Source organism: Clostridium sp. KNHs214 (genome assembly GCF_000744935.1).
Taxonomy (GTDB): Bacteria; Bacillota; Clostridia; order Clostridiales; family Clostridiaceae; genus Haloimpatiens.
In genome coordinates, this window is record NZ_JQMW01000011.1 from 47,689 (window position 1) to 65,489 (window position 17,801).

12 protein-coding genes are annotated in these 17,801 nt (G+C 30.2%); 6 read left to right on the forward strand and 6 right to left on the reverse strand.

Annotated elements, in window-relative coordinates:
* Nucleotides 1-341: 341 nt before the first annotated feature.
* Both cls and CC89_RS09080 read left to right on the forward strand, forming a co-directional pair.
* A complete protein-coding gene (gene cls / locus CC89_RS09075) occupies nt 342-1,781 on the forward strand; it encodes a cardiolipin synthase (RefSeq protein WP_035291459.1) in 1,440 nt (479 codons plus the stop codon).
* A gap of 222 nt (nt 1,782-2,003) precedes the next feature.
* Nucleotides 2,004-3,023 carry an ABC transporter substrate-binding protein gene (locus CC89_RS09080; protein WP_035291461.1) on the forward strand — a complete coding sequence of 340 codons (1,020 nt, stop codon included), beginning with the start codon at nt 2,004-2,006 and terminating at the stop codon, nt 3,021-3,023.
* Nucleotides 3,024-4,075: 1,052 nt separating this feature from the next.
* On the opposite strand, the gene CC89_RS09085 is transcribed toward CC89_RS09080, so the two are convergent.
* Entirely contained in the window at nt 4,076-8,362 is a 4,287-nt protein-coding gene (locus CC89_RS09085; protein WP_035291462.1) for a 2-hydroxyacyl-CoA dehydratase, read from the reverse strand.
* A 272-nt stretch (nt 8,363-8,634) separates the two neighbouring features.
* On the opposite strand from CC89_RS09085, the gene CC89_RS09090 reads away from it, so the two are divergent.
* Nucleotides 8,635-9,393, forward strand: coding sequence for an ABC transporter ATP-binding protein (locus tag CC89_RS09090; protein WP_035291464.1), 759 nt, complete (start codon nt 8,635-8,637; stop codon nt 9,391-9,393).
* Complete coding sequence (locus tag CC89_RS09095; RefSeq protein WP_035291466.1) at nt 9,390-10,190, forward strand: ABC transporter permease; 801 nt, start codon at nt 9,390-9,392, stop codon at nt 10,188-10,190. The genes CC89_RS09090 and CC89_RS09095 overlap by 4 nt, the downstream gene beginning before the upstream one ends.
* Nucleotides 10,191-10,522: 332 nt before the next feature.
* Here the strand turns inward: CC89_RS09095 and CC89_RS09100 are convergent, their stop codons facing one another.
* The gene (locus CC89_RS09100) at nt 10,523-11,830 is read right to left on the reverse strand and encodes an IS110 family RNA-guided transposase (RefSeq protein WP_035287686.1); all 1,308 of its coding nucleotides are present in this window, start codon (nt 11,828-11,830) and stop codon (nt 10,523-10,525) included.
* Between the two features lie 373 nt (nt 11,831-12,203).
* On the opposite strand from CC89_RS09100, the gene CC89_RS09105 reads away from it, so the two are divergent.
* Complete coding sequence (locus CC89_RS09105) at nt 12,204-12,554, forward strand: tetratricopeptide repeat protein (RefSeq protein ID WP_035291468.1); 351 nt, start codon at nt 12,204-12,206, stop codon at nt 12,552-12,554.
* Between the two features lie 303 nt (nt 12,555-12,857).
* Here CC89_RS09105 and CC89_RS09110 read toward each other — a convergent pair whose 3' ends face one another.
* The 4 genes from CC89_RS09110 to CC89_RS09125 all read right to left on the reverse strand — a co-directional run bounded on the left by CC89_RS09110 (nt 12,858) and on the right by CC89_RS09125 (nt 16,885).
* The gene (locus CC89_RS09110; RefSeq protein WP_286161334.1) at nt 12,858-14,060 is read right to left on the reverse strand and encodes a transglutaminase domain-containing protein; all 1,203 of its coding nucleotides are present in this window, start codon (nt 14,058-14,060) and stop codon (nt 12,858-12,860) included.
* Between the two features lie 125 nt (nt 14,061-14,185).
* On the reverse strand, nt 14,186-15,112 hold the full coding sequence (recX, locus tag CC89_RS09115; protein WP_035291470.1) for a recombination regulator RecX: 927 nt from the start codon (nt 15,110-15,112) through the stop codon (nt 14,186-14,188).
* Nucleotides 15,112-16,359 (reverse strand): M16 family metallopeptidase, encoded by a 1,248-nt coding sequence (locus CC89_RS09120; protein ID WP_035291471.1) that lies wholly within the window; start codon nt 16,357-16,359, stop codon nt 15,112-15,114. The genes recX and CC89_RS09120 overlap by 1 nt, the downstream gene beginning before the upstream one ends.
* A 223-nt stretch (nt 16,360-16,582) precedes the next feature.
* A complete protein-coding gene (locus CC89_RS09125; protein WP_051931655.1) occupies nt 16,583-16,885 on the reverse strand; it encodes a hypothetical protein in 303 nt (100 codons plus the stop codon).
* 291 nt (nt 16,886-17,176) lie between these two features.
* Between CC89_RS09125 and CC89_RS09130 the strand changes: the two genes are divergently transcribed.
* A complete protein-coding gene (locus tag CC89_RS09130; RefSeq protein WP_035291473.1) occupies nt 17,177-17,695 on the forward strand; it encodes a QueT transporter family protein in 519 nt (172 codons plus the stop codon).
* The last annotated feature ends 106 nt before the right edge of the window (nt 17,696-17,801 follow it).

Below are 17,801 nucleotides of genomic sequence, written 5' to 3' on the forward strand. Positions count from 1 at the left end.
TCAAGGGGATATTTAAAATTCATTAAATTGGTAACTTACTAATAATATGTCAATTAAGGCACATTCAAATAAATAACAAGTCAGTATGCTAGCCTATTTTGCGTCATACTGCGTCGGCAGAACCCGCCGATAGTTCTACCAAAATCGAAATCTGCTTCTTTGTCTGACACAAAATATACTAGCATCTTTGACTTGTTATTTCTTTTCATGTACCTAATTATTAAATATTTGTATTTTATATAAACTACGATAAAATAATAATGTACTTATAATTGTAATACTAATTATAAAAATCACTAATACTAACAAACATAAAAAATCTATAGAAAGGACTTTTATACATGCGATTATATATATCCCTTGGAAATTTAGGCTTAATAATATTTTTAGTTAATATCTTACTGGCAATATTTTTAATCTTTTTTGAAAGAAGAAACCCTTCTACCACTTGGGCATGGCTACTTATTCTTATATTTTTTCCTATAGTAGGTTTTATTGTATACTTATTTTTTGGTCAAAATTTAAGTAGAGAAAAGATCTTTAATAAAAAAATTATTAAAGATAATGAAAAAAGTACATATCTTAAAAAACTAAGATTTTCTTACAAATACGATATAGACGCTATAGAAAATGCTGATACTATAAGAATGCTTTATAAAAGCTCTGGTTCCATATTTACACAAAATAATCATGTACAATTATATTTTGATGGAGAAGAAAAATTTGAAGCACTGTTTAGTGAAATAAAAAACGCTAAAAAATTTATACATATAGAGTATTATATAATTCAAAAAGATACCATTGGTTTAAAATTAATAAATGCCCTTACCGAAAAAGCTAAGGAAGGCGTAGAGATAAAATTGTTATTTGATGCCATGGGTTCTAGAAAAATAACTCCAAGTATAGTTAAACCACTTATAGAAGCTGGTGGAAAAGTTTTTTCCTTCTTCCCTAGTAAAATTTCCTTTATAAATAGAAGGATAAATTATAGAAATCATAGAAAAATAGTTGTAATAGATAGCCAAGTTGCCTTTTTAGGGGGTTTTAACATAGGAAATGAATATATAAGTAAAGACCCTAAAATAGGATATTGGAGAGATACCCATATTAAAATAATGGGTGAAGCCATAAATGACTTAGAAGAAAGATTTTTATTAGATTGGACCTATGCATCTAATGAATATATAGATGATTATTCTAAATATTTTATTTCTAAGACTTTTAATGAACCTGATGTTGGCCTTCAAATAGTCTCTAGCGGACCTGACCTTAAAGAACAACATATAAGAAATGGATATATTAAAATAATTAATCATGCTAAAAACACTCTTTACCTACAATCTCCTTATTTTGTACCTGACGACTCTATGTTAAATGCACTTAAAATATGTGCTCTCTCTGGGAAAGATGTACGAATTATGATACCAGGAAATCCCGATCATATATTTATGGGTTGGGCAGCTAATGCATATATTAAAACTTTGTTAGATTGCGGCATAAAGGTATATCTTTACAATAATGGTTTTATACACTGCAAGACCATAATGGCTGATGGTTCCGTATGTAGTATTGGTACTGCTAATATGGATATAAGAAGTTTTAAACTTAATTTTGAAACTAATGCTTTCATATATAATAGAAATATATGCACTACTGTGGAAAAACAATTTTTAAAGGATATGGAATACTGTACCGAAGTTACTCTACAAAACTTCCAAAGTAGACCCCTTCGTAGTAAAATATTTGAATCCATCACAAGATTACTATCACCTATTCTGTAAAAGCCACTAAATAGTATTTAGTCTAGATGTCGTTAATAAAAAATTTAAGAATAACTAACAATAAGGACTCTAATTTCACATACCATGTAAAATTAGAGTCTTCGTCTTTTATATTATAAGTTTTTTTATGGTACCTACTTTGAAATTTATAAATACTGTGACAAAATACTCTTCTACTTCATACTATAAAACATATCATTAACGCATACGAGGAGGATATACATGCGAAAAAGTATTTCTAAATATTTAATTTTCACACTTGTTTTTATCCTATCTTTTACCTGTCTTTATGGATGCAGTAAAAAAAATAAAAATTTAACCACTGTAAAACTAAATGAAGTAGTGCGTTCGGTTTTTTATGCCCCAATGTATGTAGCTATTAACGAGGGCTTCTTTAAGGAAGAAGGAATAGACATAAAGTTAAGTACTGGACAAGGTGCTGATAAGACCATGCAGCAAGTATTAAGTAAAAGCGCAGATATAGGTTTTTGTGGGCCAGAACAAGTTATATATATTTATAATCAAAACAAAGAAGATTATCCTGTATTATTTGCACAATTGACCCAAACAGATGGTTCTTTCTTAGTTGGTCGAAATAAAGAAGAGAATTTTAATTGGGAATCTCTAAAGGGAAAAACCATAATAGGCGGTAGACCTGGTGGTATGCCTGAAATGTCTCTTGAATATGTTCTTAAAAATCACGGTATAGCTCCAAATAAAGATGTTAAGCTCGTTACAAATCTAGCCTTCACTGCAACATTTGGGGCTTTTAAGTCTGGCACTGGCGATTACGTAGCTCTTTTTGAGCCTACTGCAAGTTTACTAGAAAATGATAATTCAGGTCATATTGTTGCTTCTATTGGAGAAAGTGCTGGCACCATACCATATACTTGTTACTTTTCTACTAAATCATATATAAAAGAAAACCCTGAAATAGTAGAAAAATTTACAAAAGCTATTCACAAAGGACAGTTATGGGTTAAGGACCACAATGATAAAGAAGTAGCTAAGTCAATAAAAAGTTTTTTTCCAGGCAGTGATGAAGAAATTCTTGCTAAAGTCATTAAAAATTATAGATCTATAAATGCCTTTGCGGAAACACCAATTATGGAAAAAGGAGATTTAAATAGACTTATGGACATTATTCAATCATATAAATCAGACCTAATACCTCAAAGGCCTCCTTTTGAAAAAATAGTTAATAACAGTTTTGCAGAAAAAGTAATGAAAAACACAAAATAAAAATATTGTGAAGCAAGTGCAATAAGAAAAATCTGTCTTTAAGTCCACAATAAATATATTTTTTAGACTGTTCGCAATACGCCAAGAAATTCTAATGTTTTCAAATTTCAATACCCTAAAGCTTTCAAACTCGCTTCTTACGGCGCTCAAACATGAAAGCTTCTTAACGGGTATTGAAATTTGAAAACAAAGAATTTCTAAGGCTAGCTCAATAGTCTAAGAAAATATATTTATTGTTACCTTAAAGACAGATTTTTCGGTTCATGCATAAGCTATCAGAGGAGGAATATAGCTGACTAAAGGATAATTTTCCTCCGCTTCGCTATGGAAAATCTTTAATTTATAAATAGGAAGGCGCTCATAATATTTTTTAGGCGGAGCCTTTCGAAAAGTTATATGGTACCTATTAAAATAAAATAATAACTAAAATTCAATTCATTTTGCCGTAAGGCAGTTGTTTGTACAAATCAGAATTTGTAACTTAGACCAGGTAAGAGGTATTACTTCTTATCTATTACCTATTACTTATTACTTATCTACAAGTTCTTATTTATCTAACAATTAAAGTTATATATTTTTATATAAATCCTAATCATGCCTACGTATTTAGGCTGGCTATCGCCAATAAAAGATTTTTAAGCCCTTAAAGAAAAGCTATAACTACTCCATTTAATGAAACAGTTATAGCTTTTTGTTATCCCATTTATTTAATTAAAGATTTTCCGTAACATAGTGGAGGAAAATCATCCTTTAGTAGGCTTCTCTCTCCAACCATAAACATATTAAACTAAAAATCTGATTTTAATGTAGTAATAAATGTGTAATTGGGGACTATTGAACTAGCCTTAGAACTTCTTATGTCTCACAGTTAAAGACCCGTTAAGAAGCTTTCATTATTTGAGCAATGTAAGAAGCGAGTTTGAAAGCTTTAGGGGCTTTAACTGTGAGACATTTAGAAGTTCTTGGCGTATTGTGAACAGTCCCAAATTACACATTTATTACGGAATTAAAATCAGATTTTCTTCAATGTATTATGTCTCAATATATCTTTATCATCTTTCATTGGAGGCAGCTATTTCCTCATGGGTGAATTCTACCTTATCCATTTTTTCCTGCTCTTTTAAATTGTCAAAAGCAGTGGACAACATAAGTTTAATTCTATTTAATTGATTTACTTCACTAGCACCTGGGTCATAGTCTACTGCTACAATATTGGCACCTTCATATCTTTTCTTTAACTCTTTTATCATGCCCTTACCTGTTACGTGGTTTGGTAAACATGCAAAAGGCTGCATACAAACTATATTTTTAGCTCCACTTTCTATAAGCTCTATCATTTCAGCTGTTAAAAACCAACCTTCTCCTGTTTGATTGCCTATAGAAAGTATTTCTTTTGCACTCTTTGCCATCTTTTCAATAGTAGTAGGTGCAGTAAATCTTTTACTTTTTTGTAAAGCTCTCTTCATATGTTTTCTATAATGTTCTATATATTTTATACCTATTTTACCAAAGAACTCTGCCATTCTCGTTCCTGATAAATATTTTCTTTTGTACTGATAATTATATGCCACATATAAGCAAAAATCTGTAAGGTCAGGCATTACTGCTTCTGCACCTTCACTTTCGATTATATCCACTATATTATTATTTGCTGTTGGATGAAATTTAACTAATATTTCACCTACAAGACCTACTCTTGGTTTTTTAATATCTTTTATCTCTAAATTATCAAAGTCTTCTACTATTTCATAAACATACTTGTTAAATAACTTAGTATCACCTTTGTCTATAGCATGTTTACATTTTCCAACCCATTTATTGTATAATTGATTTGCAGAACCATTTATTTTTTCATAAGGTCTTACTCTATAAAGTACTCTCATGAGCAAATCCCCATAAATCAAAGCCATCATAGATTTTTTAGCCATAGACACATCTAGTTTAAATCCTGGCTGCTTTTCTAATCCAACAAAATTTAGTGATATTACAGGTATATGTGCAAATCCCGCATCTTTAAGAGCCTTTCTTAAGAAACCTATATAATTAGTAGCTCTACATCCTCCACCAGTTTGTGATATTATCACTGAAGTATTGTTCAAATCATATTTTCCTGATTTTAAAGCTTTAATCATTTGACCTACTACTATTATAGAAGGATAACATGCATCATTATTTACATATTTAAGACCCTCTTCTATAGCTTCATTGTCTACCGCTGGAAGTATTTCTAAATTATATCCTCCACAACGCATAGCCTCCTGTAAAAATTGAAAATGTATAGGAGACATTTGTGGTGCTAATATGGTGTGCTTTTGCCTCATTTCTTCTGTAAACACCACTTTTTCTAATGCAGAAGATGCTTTTTTTACTTTAAATCCATTTTTATTTCTTTCGTCCATAGCAGCCTTTAAGGATCGAATTCTTATTCTAACGGCTCCTAGGTTATTAACTTCATCTATCTTTATTGCAGTATATATTTTTCCATGAGAATTCAATATTTCTTGCACTTGATCTGTAGTTACCGCATCTAATCCGCAACCAAAGGAGTTTAACTGAATAAGCTCTAAATTATTTTTTTCTCCCACAAAGCTCGCTGCAGCATAAAGCCTTGAATGATAAACCCATTGATCTACAATTCTTAAAGGTCTATCTATACTTCCTAGGTGGCATACAGAATCCTCAGTTAAAACAGCCATTCCATATTCATTTATTAAATTTGGCAGTCCATGATTTATTTCTGGATCTATATGATATGGTCTTCCAGCCAGTACAATTCCCTTTTTACCAGTACTATCTAAATATTCTAATACCTCTTCACCTTTTTTTCTTATGTCCTCTTTTACTTTATCTCTTTCCAACCATGCTTTATCCAAAGCCTCATTTATATCTTTTTTACTTATCTTAAAACTCTTAAATTCATCATACAATCGTTTAGCCAGTTTTTTCTTATCATCCAATGAAAAGAACGGATTCATAAATTTAATATGCTTTTCTTCTATAATGTCCATATTATTTTTAATAACTTCAGCATAGGATGTAACTATAGGACAATTATAATGGTTGTCTGCTCCATCTATTTCCTTCTTCTCAAAAGGTATACATGGATAAAATATTGTATCAATTCCTCTGTTTATAAGATCCATTATGTGACCATGAACTATCTTTGCAGGATAACAAACGGATTCGGAAGGAATAGTTTCTATGCCCATTTCGTATACTTTTCTAGTTGAACGACAGGATAATTCTACTCTAAATCCTAGATCCGTTAAAAATGTAAACCAAAATGGATAATTTTCATAAATATTAAGAACCCTAGGTATTCCCACAACTCCCCTTTTTGCCTCTTCCTTCTTTAAAGGAGCATATGAAAATGTTCTTTTGTATTTATAATCAAATAAATTTGGAAGCTGTTCTTTTTTCTCGCTTATGCCTGCTCCTCTTTCACATCTATTTCCTGATATAAATTCTCTTCCATCTGAAAATTTATTTACAGTGAGCATGCAGTTGTTTCCACACATGCCGCACCTTCTCATTTCTACTTCACATTTAAAACTTTCTAATTGCTCAGCTTTTAAAAGAGTGCTTTCCTTTCCAGCTTCATATCTTTCTTTAGCTATTATAGCAGCTCCAAATGCTCCCATTATACCTGCAATATCTGGTCTTATAGCCTCTCTTTCTGAAATAAGTTCAAAACTTCTTAAAACCGCATCATTGTAGAAAGTTCCGCCCTGCACTATGATTCTTTCTCCCATTTCCTCTGGGTTTCTTATTTTAATAACCTTTTGAAGGGCATTTTTAATTACAGAATAAGAAAGTCCTGCAGATATATCTCCTACAGAAGCTCCTTCTTTCTGAGCTTGTTTAACCCTTGAATTCATAAATACAGTACATCTTGATCCTAAGTCCACTGGACTCTTTGCCTTCAGAGCTTCCTTGGCAAAATCCTGTACGGACATATTTAAAGAATGTGCAAAAGTTTCAATGAAAGAACCACAACCTGATGAACAAGCTTCATTTAGCATTATACTATCAATAACTCCATCTTTAATTCTCAAGCACTTCATGTCTTGTCCACCAATATCCAATATAAAATCTACCTTTGGTAGAAAAAATTCCGCAGCCTTATAATGAGCAACTGTTTCTATTTCTCCTATATCCACTTTCATTGCTGCCTTTATAAGTCCCTCTCCATATCCTGTTACAGCAGAATTAATTATATGAGCTTTCTCTGGTAGTTTACCATATAAATCTTTTAATATATTTATAGTAGAAAGTAGTGGATTTCCAGCATTACTACCGTAGTAAGAATAAATAAGCTTCCCTTCTTCATCTATAAGTGCTGCTTTTGTAGTAGTAGAACCTGCATCTATTCCTAAAAAACATCTTCCTTTATATTCACTTAATTTTCTTCTTTCAACCCTTGCTGCCTCATGTCTTTTCCTGAATTCTTCTAATTCATCAACATTTAAAAAAAGTGGTCTTAATCTCTGAACTTCCTGTCCACCTTCAAATTCTTCTGCTTTTAATTTTCTCATAAAATCTTCTGCTAATATTTTATTCTCTTCTTTAGACGAAATTGCTGCCCCTAGCGCCACAAATAATTGAGAATTATCCGGGAAAATCACCTGTTCTTCTTTCAATTTCAAAGTTTCTGTAAATCTATTTCTTAACTCTGGTAAAAAGTACAATGGTCCTCCAAGAAAAGCTACATTGCCCTTTATGGGTTTTCCACAAGCAAGCCCACTTATAGTTTGGTTAACTACAGCCTGAAATATAGACGCAGCTATATCTTCTTTAGCTGCCCCTTCATTTAAAAGAGGTTGAATATCTGTTTTAGCAAACACTCCACATCTAGCTGCAATGGGATAAATCACCTTATGATTTTCTGCATACTTATTAAGACCCATGGCATCTGTCTGCAACAAAGACGACATCTGATCTATAAAAGCACCAGTTCCCCCTGCACAAGTACCATTCATCCTTTGCTCTATGCCAGAATCAAAATACGTTATTTTAGCATCTTCCCCACCTAGTTCAATGGCTACATCTGTAGTGGGAATATGTTTTTTTATAGCCTTAGTACTAGCTACCACTTCCTGTATAAAACCTATAGATAACCATTTTGAAACACCTAATCCTCCAGAACCAGTTACCTTTATGGTTATGTAACTATTTTTAAACCTTTCATAAGCTTCATCTACTATATCTACTATAGTTTTTTTAATATCTGAATAGTGTCTTTGATATTTTTTATATACTACTTCATCCTGTCCATTTAAAATCACTAATTTAACTGTGGTAGAACCTACATCCAGACCTAAATGAAACAATTTTTTCATAATTATCTTCTCCATTACTATTTTACTAATTTACTATTTTACAGTTATTACTTTTATATCTATATATTATACTTATCCATGATTATATCATTTTAGTACACACCTATAAAAATTTCAACTTTAAGAATTTAATACTATAGTTAAATTCCTATGATATTTCAATATAAATCTCCATTATCACCGTTTATCATACTAGATATCATTAATAATCTATTTAATAACACTATAACATACTTTTTCATATACTAAATTATACAAGGGGGTGTTAATAAATGAGCAAATTAAAAATTGAAAATATATATATGAATTATCATACTTTAGAAAATGAAACTACGGCTTTGGTGAATATATCTTTTAATATAGAAGAAGGTGAATTTTTAAGTATAGTAGGTCCTTCTGGCTGTGGTAAATCTACTTTACTAAATATAATTTCTGGGCTTCTCCCCCCTTCTTCTGGCAAAGTGCTGGTTAATAATGTGAATATAAACGAAAAGAAACCTCAAATAGGCTATATGTTTCAAAAGGATAATTTATTTGAATGGTTAACGGTATGGGATAATGTAATTCTCGGTCTTAAAATAAAAAAAATAGTTACAGAAGACAATTTAAAAAATGTGCAAAATCTTCTTCATAGTTATGGTTTATGGGAATTTAAAGACCATCATCCAAAACAGCTTTCTGGTGGCATGAGGCAGAAAGTTGCTCTAATAAGAACTTTAAGCATAAACCCTGACGTTTTAATATTGGATGAGCCCTTTTCCGCCATTGACTACCAAACCAGATTAAACCTTAACGATGAAGTATTTAAAATACTAAAAAAAGAAAAGAAAACTACCATAATGGTCACTCATGATCTTTCAGAAGCTATTTCTATGTCTAATAGAATACTTATTCTCTCTAAAAGACCTGCAGTAATTAAAAAACTTATTCCAGTAAAGTTTGAACAAGAATATAATTCTCCTCTTAAGCGTAGGGAAGCACCTAACTTTAGATACTATTTTAATACTATATGGAAGGAGTTAAATTCATGAAAGGATACAGTGATGAACATAAAAAATATATACAAGCTGTAAAAAAAAGAGAAAATAAAATTTCAATTGTAAGAATTTTAATCCTCATCTGTTTTTTCACTTTTTGGGAAATAGCTGGTGATTTACGATGGATAGATCCCTTTTTAACCAGCACTCCTTCTAGAATGCTAAAAAGCTTAATGAAAATTTTCAGCGAAGGAACACTATTTAAGCATATATGGGTAACTTGTATTGAAACTATATTAGGATTTATATTTAGCACAGTACTAGGTACAATTATAGCAATTCTCCTATGGTGGTCAGACTTTGCCTGCAAGGTTTTAGATCCATATTTAGTAGTATTAAATGCTTTACCCAAAGTTGCTCTTGCCCCTATAATCATATTTTGGGCTGGAAATGGATATGGTTCTATAATAGTCATAGCACTTTTAATATCTATAATTGTTACAATAATCAACGTACTTGCAGGATTTAAATCCATTGATGAAGACAAAATTAAACTTATAGAAACCTTTGGTGGAAGTAAGTCTCAAATTTTAACAAACTTAATTCTCCCTGCTTCTGTTCCGACCCTAGTTTCTACATTAAAAATAAATGTGGGATTGTCTTGGGTTGGCGTTATAATGGGAGAGTTTCTGGTGGCAAAGGAAGGGCTTGGCTTTCTAATAATATATGGTGGTCAAGTTTCTCAGTTAGATATGGTCATGATGAGCATTATAATTTTGTGCATTCTTGCTTATGCAATGTATGAAGTAGTAGCTATTTTTGAGAAAAAGCTTAATAAGAAAATATATTAAATTATGTGAATAAATGAATATTTATATAACCTCATGGATATTAATGTAATAAACAACATTCTAAGTTTCAAATAAAGTTACTTTTACTCTATTTGAAACTTAGAAACTGTTATCCATGGAATGCTTACCTTTAACCTACACTTACATAGATATTGAAATACTACAGTAGGCAGCCATGAGATAAAAAAGTCTACAAGACTATTCTAGTCCAGCTAAGAAATGTCAATAAGAATTAAAAAAATAATTAATATTTTTATTATCTTAAAAAAGGGTAACCTTAATAAACTTTTGTTAGACTAACAAAAAACGGAAATTATATTTATGGAATTATACTACGCAGCGAAGCCGCATTTCGCTTTGAGATAATTCTTTTGGTGTTCTTCTGGTGTAATTATTTCAAATTCTTTCCCATCACGAAGAATGGCAAATAATATGTTACAAACTTTATGCATAACTGCCCCAAGAGCAATCATTTTAGGCTTACTTTGGCACTTTAAAAGATAGTATTCTCGAAGTACTTGATTTTTGGCGGAGCCATCTTTGTTTTTGCTTATGCTGATTAATGCCATAGTGTGAATTACTCTTCTGGCAATTCGAGAGCCTCGCTTTGACATACTGATTTTTGTGCCATTAAAGTTGCCAGATTGCTTTACTGCTGGATCTAAACCAAAATAAGCAAAAAGCTGTTTTGGTGAGTTGAACGCAGAGAAATCTCCGATTTCTCCCATGAGGCTTACAGCAGAAAGAAAACCTGCACCTTTAAATGTTTCAATCAAGTGAATTTGCTTTACAAAATCAGTATTTTCATTTTCATCAACAAGCTTATGCATTTCAGAGAGTATAGAAGAAATCTCTTCATCATACTTTCGAATAAAGCTTATGTATAATCTAATACGCTTAAAATTACTACTTACAGAATAACCGAAGGTCTTTGCATCATTGGCAGCCTTTATAATGGCATTATACTTATTATTAGCATATGTAAGCCCAAAACGAGCTGTAGATCTTATAGAATCAATAATCTCTTCTTTGGAAGCATTTAAAAATGCATCTGGAGATGTGTATGTTTCTAATAAGGTTAATGATGTATTAGTAGTTATTTTTGAAAAAATTTTAAGGTATTCTGGAAATACCATCCGAAGTTCACTTTGAAGTTTGTTCACATAAGCAGAACGGTTGTCCATCAAATCATAATACTCTCTTGAAAGATTTCTTAAATCAAGAGCAAGATCTGATGGCATAAGAGATACTTTTAAATCTGGCTTTAAGCCTATTAAGGCAGCTTTTTTTGAATCAAATCTGTCATTATGCACTTTTCTAATGTTAATGTTTGTGCTATTCTTAGTGATGATAGGATTAATTAGGTTAACATTAAATCCAGTATCACGAAGATAGCAGAAGAGTGGGTAATGATAAATTCCCGTGGATTCTAGGAAAATGCGACTTTCCAAAGAATACAACTCTTCTGCTTCTTTTATTTTAGAAACAGCGAGTTCAAGGGAATCAATGTTTGAATGTAGTATTTTAAAAGGCTTTCCAACAAAGGTCTGGTTAGGAAGTGCGATAGACATCCAACTGAAATCTGCACCAACATCAATACCGACCGAGATAAATAAATTTTTAAATAAAATGTTTGACATGAGCAAAAGCTCCTTTCCGATAGGAATCCATTTCCATCTAATGAGTACACAACCTTGCGAGTTATACAGGTATGGCCTGAGGCTCCCAACCAGCCGAATCATAAAACCTCATTGAATGGACTAATTGACTAAATCACGGGTATGAGTCAGCAGATACTGACTTCCCAAGGAGGAAAACATTATTTGTCCTATCCTTGAAGATTATACTTTATGAAAAGTCTGGAGTCTATATAGGAACCGTCAAGCATGATAATTAACTAAGATAACATCTGATGAAGGAAGAAATCCTTCTTCTGTTATCTATTATAGAAACAATTAAATTGAGATGAGTAGTCTTAATGACTACATCATTATTATACAAGGAGGTATATTAATGAACTATTTTCAAAAGGGTAATGAACTGTACAACAGCCAAAATTATAAAAAAGCTATAGATATGTATAAAAAGGCTGCAGACGAAAAAATAAATGAAGCCTCTTCCCTATATAATGCTGCAGTATGTCTTATTAAACTAAAAAATTATAAAAGGGCTATTTCATTTTTATCCTGTGCCATAGAAAAAGATGCTCAAAGTAAGTATTTTTTTAATTTAGCCTATTGCTATTCCATGTTAAAGAATAGCCAAAAGGCTCTCATATACTTTAATACCGCTTGGGCATTAAATCATCAAGACAAAGACTGTGAAAAAGCCATAAATTTTATATTAAATCAATACAAAAAATAAAAAAATTTGGGCTATTTTATATATATTGTGTAAAAATATATGGTAAATGACTCTTCTACTGAATCCAGCGTCATTTTACCAAATTATAGTAATTATATGTAAATCGCTAAATTAGTCCGATTATAGACATTTACCATCTTATGTTGCACAACATTAATTAAATAGCCAAAGCTTAGTTGATTAGTTTAACCACAGAAAATTAATCAACTAATTTTCATTTTCTCTAATAAATTAACAAATAACACACTAAAATCCCTCATAAAATATTCCATCCAGCTGACATACTAAACCACCACTACTCTTCTAGCGCTCTCCCCATTCTCCAGCAATATTATTATCCGCATGATCCATGGAAAATCTGCTGCTATCAAAATAATTTCCACCCTTTGCAAAAGTAGTATCTACATTTACCCATTCTCCTTCTTCCTTTAAATAAACCTGATTCCATGCATGTCCAACCCAACTTACGCCGTTAAATCCTCTGCCTGTTACCAGCCTAACTTTTATATTGTTGGCTCTACACATGGCCACATACAAGCAAGAATAATCAAAGCATATACCTTTTTTAGAATAATAAGTTGGAATGGCACCTGATTTAATATCATATATATTCTTAAACACCTTTTCAGCTTTTTCATTATCATAATTTATATTCTTTCCAACCCATTTATAAATTACTTCTGCTTTTTCTCTATCTGTACTCCGATCCTGCACTAGTTTTCTAGCAAATTTATTTATATCTTCATTAGATTTTATTCCTTCCTCTAAAGTTATTCCATTATAGTAAACTATAGTCCTAGAATCACCTTTTTTGACCTCTGGACTGCTGTCATTTTTTATAACTATTTTAAAAGAATTATTAACTATACTTGGAAGCTTTTTTGCAACTTTTGAGTTGTTTATAGGTATTACTACAGCTTTGCATATATAATTATAGTATTTGGAGTCTGCTAAATACGTATTAATCTTAGGTTTTATATTTATTATGGATAGAAAATTCAATAAAAAAGTCAACAATATAACATAACATATAGCTCTAGGTATTTGAAATATAGCTCCTAGTAATCTTCTAATTCCATTTCCCTTTTCTCTTATTTTCTTTTCTATACCATCAAATACTGGATACATGGTTATTTTATTTATACCTCCAATTATAAGCATAATTAAATTATGAATAATAAACACCGCTATGGGAATTGCCACTAAATAAATAACTATAGGTTTTCTTATAGCATACATTTTAGCTTCTTTAGGGATAATATCATATATACTTTTATATATACCACTACTGTGATTAAAAAATATATTTTTCATCCAATATATTCCTAAAATTATTGACACTACAAAAGAAATATTCGTCTCCACGCCATTTACTTCTTTTTTTAAATTTTTAGAAGAGAACTTAACTATAAAGCCCTTTAAAATTGGATATACAAATATAGCAAAAATCAATATATTTATAGGGTTTCTATTTTTAATGAAATTTTGTAAAAACTCCTTATACACCATAATCCCCCTTTCCTTCTACATCATAAAAAATCAAATTAATCATATTTATTTAATTATATCGCTTGAAACCTATAAGCTTGAAATTACTTCACTGCAAATATCTCACACATTTAGATATATATTTACTCAACTATATCTCTTAAAACCCTTTTTATTTCTTCATAAGAATATCCCCTTCGCATTAAATATGAGGATAATCTTCTAAATATCTTAACATCATCACTTTCTGATTTGCAAATTATCTTATATCTTTTTAAAGCTAAATTTTTAATTTTTTCATAATTATCTTTTTCATTATCTTCTTTATTTTCTAAATATAAATCCTGCTTTTTATGAAAATCTTCCTTTTCATTATCTTCTATAATGTTTTCATTATATTTTAAAACTTTTTCATCACCATTTAACTTTTGAGAATCTTTCAATTGTTCTATTACACTATTTACTATATTGTAATCAAAACCTCTTCTAATTAGAAAATCACAAACTTTTTTATATATTTTAAATATATCTTTGCTTACTTCTTTTTCAGACTTAATTAAAAGCTTATACTTACCTTCACCTAATGCATATGCACTGCCATATTCTTTTTCATAATCTATAACATTTAATTTTTCTATTATTAAATCTTCTTCTATACCTTTTTTTATAAGATCAAATTTTATTTTATTCTTACCGTATTTGATAATGCGATCTTTTATAAAAGTCTCTGTATACTTATAGTCATCTAAAAATTTATATTTTTTTAAAAAAGCTATTATTCTATCTACTGCCTTATATCCATACTCCTTTTTATATAATTTATCTCTAATTTCTTTTTCAGTCTTATATGTTTTTTCTATTACTTTTAATGCATAATTCTTTCCATTTAAATAATTATCTTCTTCAGCTACAGACTGTAAAAATTCTAAATCTACCTTTTTCCCTTTTTTTAAGTCATAAATATAAACTAATTCTGCATTGCATCCAAAGGCAAATTCATTGTCTATATATACATTCACCCTGTTTTTATCTCTTTTTTGCACTTCTATACTTGATATTACTGAACTCACTAATCATCACCTTCACTTAATAAAACATGTACTGTTGGATTATTGAACACATTTCTAGCCACCTTATATATATCTTCTTTAACTATATTCTCCAAATTATTTATATCTTTTTCAAATTCATACACATCTTCCTCTTCTAGAACTTGTCCTAATACATAAGAGCATAATGCTGCTGAATCTTCAATAGTTGCTGCTACAGAAGTTTTTAATATTTTCTTCATTAACTCTATAGCTTTACTATCAAAAGTTATTTTCTCCTCTTTTATTCCATTTATGCAATTATCTATTACTTGTAGAGCTTCCTTTACATCTTCTCTAGCTACTGAAGTATATATATATATGTTTTTTACTCCTTTAGTTAAATCCAAATTAGTATACACATCATATGCCAATCCTCTTTTTTCTCTTAATTCTCTAAACAATATAGAATTAGAACTTTCTCCTAGTTTGTGATTTAAAATTTTTAAAACTAATTCTTTGTTCTTTTCTAATTTATGAAATGTGTATAAATACATTATAGTACTTTGTTCCATATCCTTTTTGGTTGAAATTTCCCTCATGGGTATATTTTCCTCTATAACTATTTCGCTTTTTTCCGTTTTTTTCCTTCTCCATTCATTAAAATACTTTTCAATTAATTCTACCACCTCTTCATGCTCATAAGAAGACACCACCACTATGCATGAATTATTTGGTACATAATAGTTTTTATAGTAATTCATAAGATCTTCCCTAGAAAATCTCTTTACAGTTTCCTCTTGACCAATAGTATCATATTTAATAGGACTCTCCTTAAAAGCCATTGAATTTATTCTTCTGAAACTGTAGTCCTCTATGTCATCTTTGCTTGTCCTTATTTCAGCCAGTATTACTCCTCTTTCTTTTTCTAATTCATCTTCATTAAAAATTGAATTCATAGTCATATCAGATAATAGTTCTACAGCTTTATCTAATTCTTCACAAAGAGAAGTAACCGTATAAACAGTACTAGTATAATCTGTATAGGCATTATATTCCCCGCCTAACTGCTCTAATTCATCATTTAACTTTTCATTATTTCTATTAGTGGTTCCTTTAAAAAGCATATGTTCTATAAAATGACATATTCCTTTTTCATTTTTATGCTCATATAGTGAACCTATTTTAACTGCCAGATTAATACTAGCAATTCTAGTATCTTTTTTTATACTTATTATTTTTAGACCATTATGAAAAGTGGTCTCTTTAATATCAAAATATTTTTTCATGTGTCACCTCTATAATCCTTTATCAATAGTTGTAAATTTACCCCCACCACATAGGTAGGGGCTAAAATTAAATTTATCTTTTAATTTTCTTACACATAAAACTATTATAATTTATAACCGCACAAATTAAAAGGGATGACCACCAAAAGCTTCCATGAAAATCGTCCCTTTAATGTTAATATTAATATTCTTTATTAATTTTTATTATTTTCTCTATTACGCTTTATTGTTCTATATTATTCTTTTTATATTGGTATTGATTGCTTATTAAACTCACAATATCATGCGTGAAGTTAGATCCTCTAGATATTAAAATTGCTGTTAATATCTTACCTATTCCATAACTCATATTAACACCTAAAAAGTTAATAATATCCAAATTGCCTACAAACACCACAACTAAAGCTATAATAATAGTGCCTATCCTATCTTTTGATACCTTCCCCTTAACAACAATATTCTTCAAAGTCTCCCAAGTACTTTCTATTATAAAGGCCATCACTACAAAAACATATCCATTCAACATTATCTTTCCTTTTATATTATTTTATATAATGTATGAAGTTATGAGACAATTAAGAACTTTTTAGCTATAAAACTAGAGGAAGCTAAGAAAATATATAATCATATTAAGTAAACAATTTATTAAAATTAACCGTCTTATTTTATTTTAAAAATCAACCCAAAATTAATTGTCCCATTGACTTATTTTTAAAAATTAACGTCCCGTTGACTTAATAGGTTTTATGTGCTAAATTTATACGGGACAGTTCGTAGCGACCTGTCTAAAAACAAAACTACGGAGGTAATAATAATTATGAATTCGTTAAAAAATTCGTCGAAAAAAGTAAGGGGCATTGTATTTGCCTCAGTAATTGCTGCAATTTATGTAGTACTTACCATATCATTATCTTTTATGTCCTTTGGAGTGGTACAATATAGAGTCGCTGAAGGTCTGACAGTTTTACCTTTCTTAACTTCATATGCTATTCCTGGACTAACTATTGGATGTTTAATTTCCAATATTATTAGCCCTGTAGGCACTGTGGATATGATTCTAGGAACCTTTGCCACATTAATTGCCGCTATAGCTACCTATTATATAGGTAAAACTAATCTTAAATACAAAAAACTTTTGGCACCCTTACCAGCGGTTATATCCAATGCTATAATTATAGGTCTTATGCTAAAATATTTATATGTACCGGATATGCCACTATGGCTTATATCTCTGGAAGTTGCCTGGGGTGAAATCCTTTGTTGTTATGGATTAGGCTTGCCACTATTGGCGGTTTTTCAGAAGAATCCTGTATTGAAAAAATTTATAGGTAAGTAATAGGTAAGAGCTAAGAAGTAAGAGTTAATGAAAAAACTCTAAGAGTTTTTTATAATTAATTTATAAGGTGCTGTCGCACTAAAAATAATTTCTACAATGTATTGTG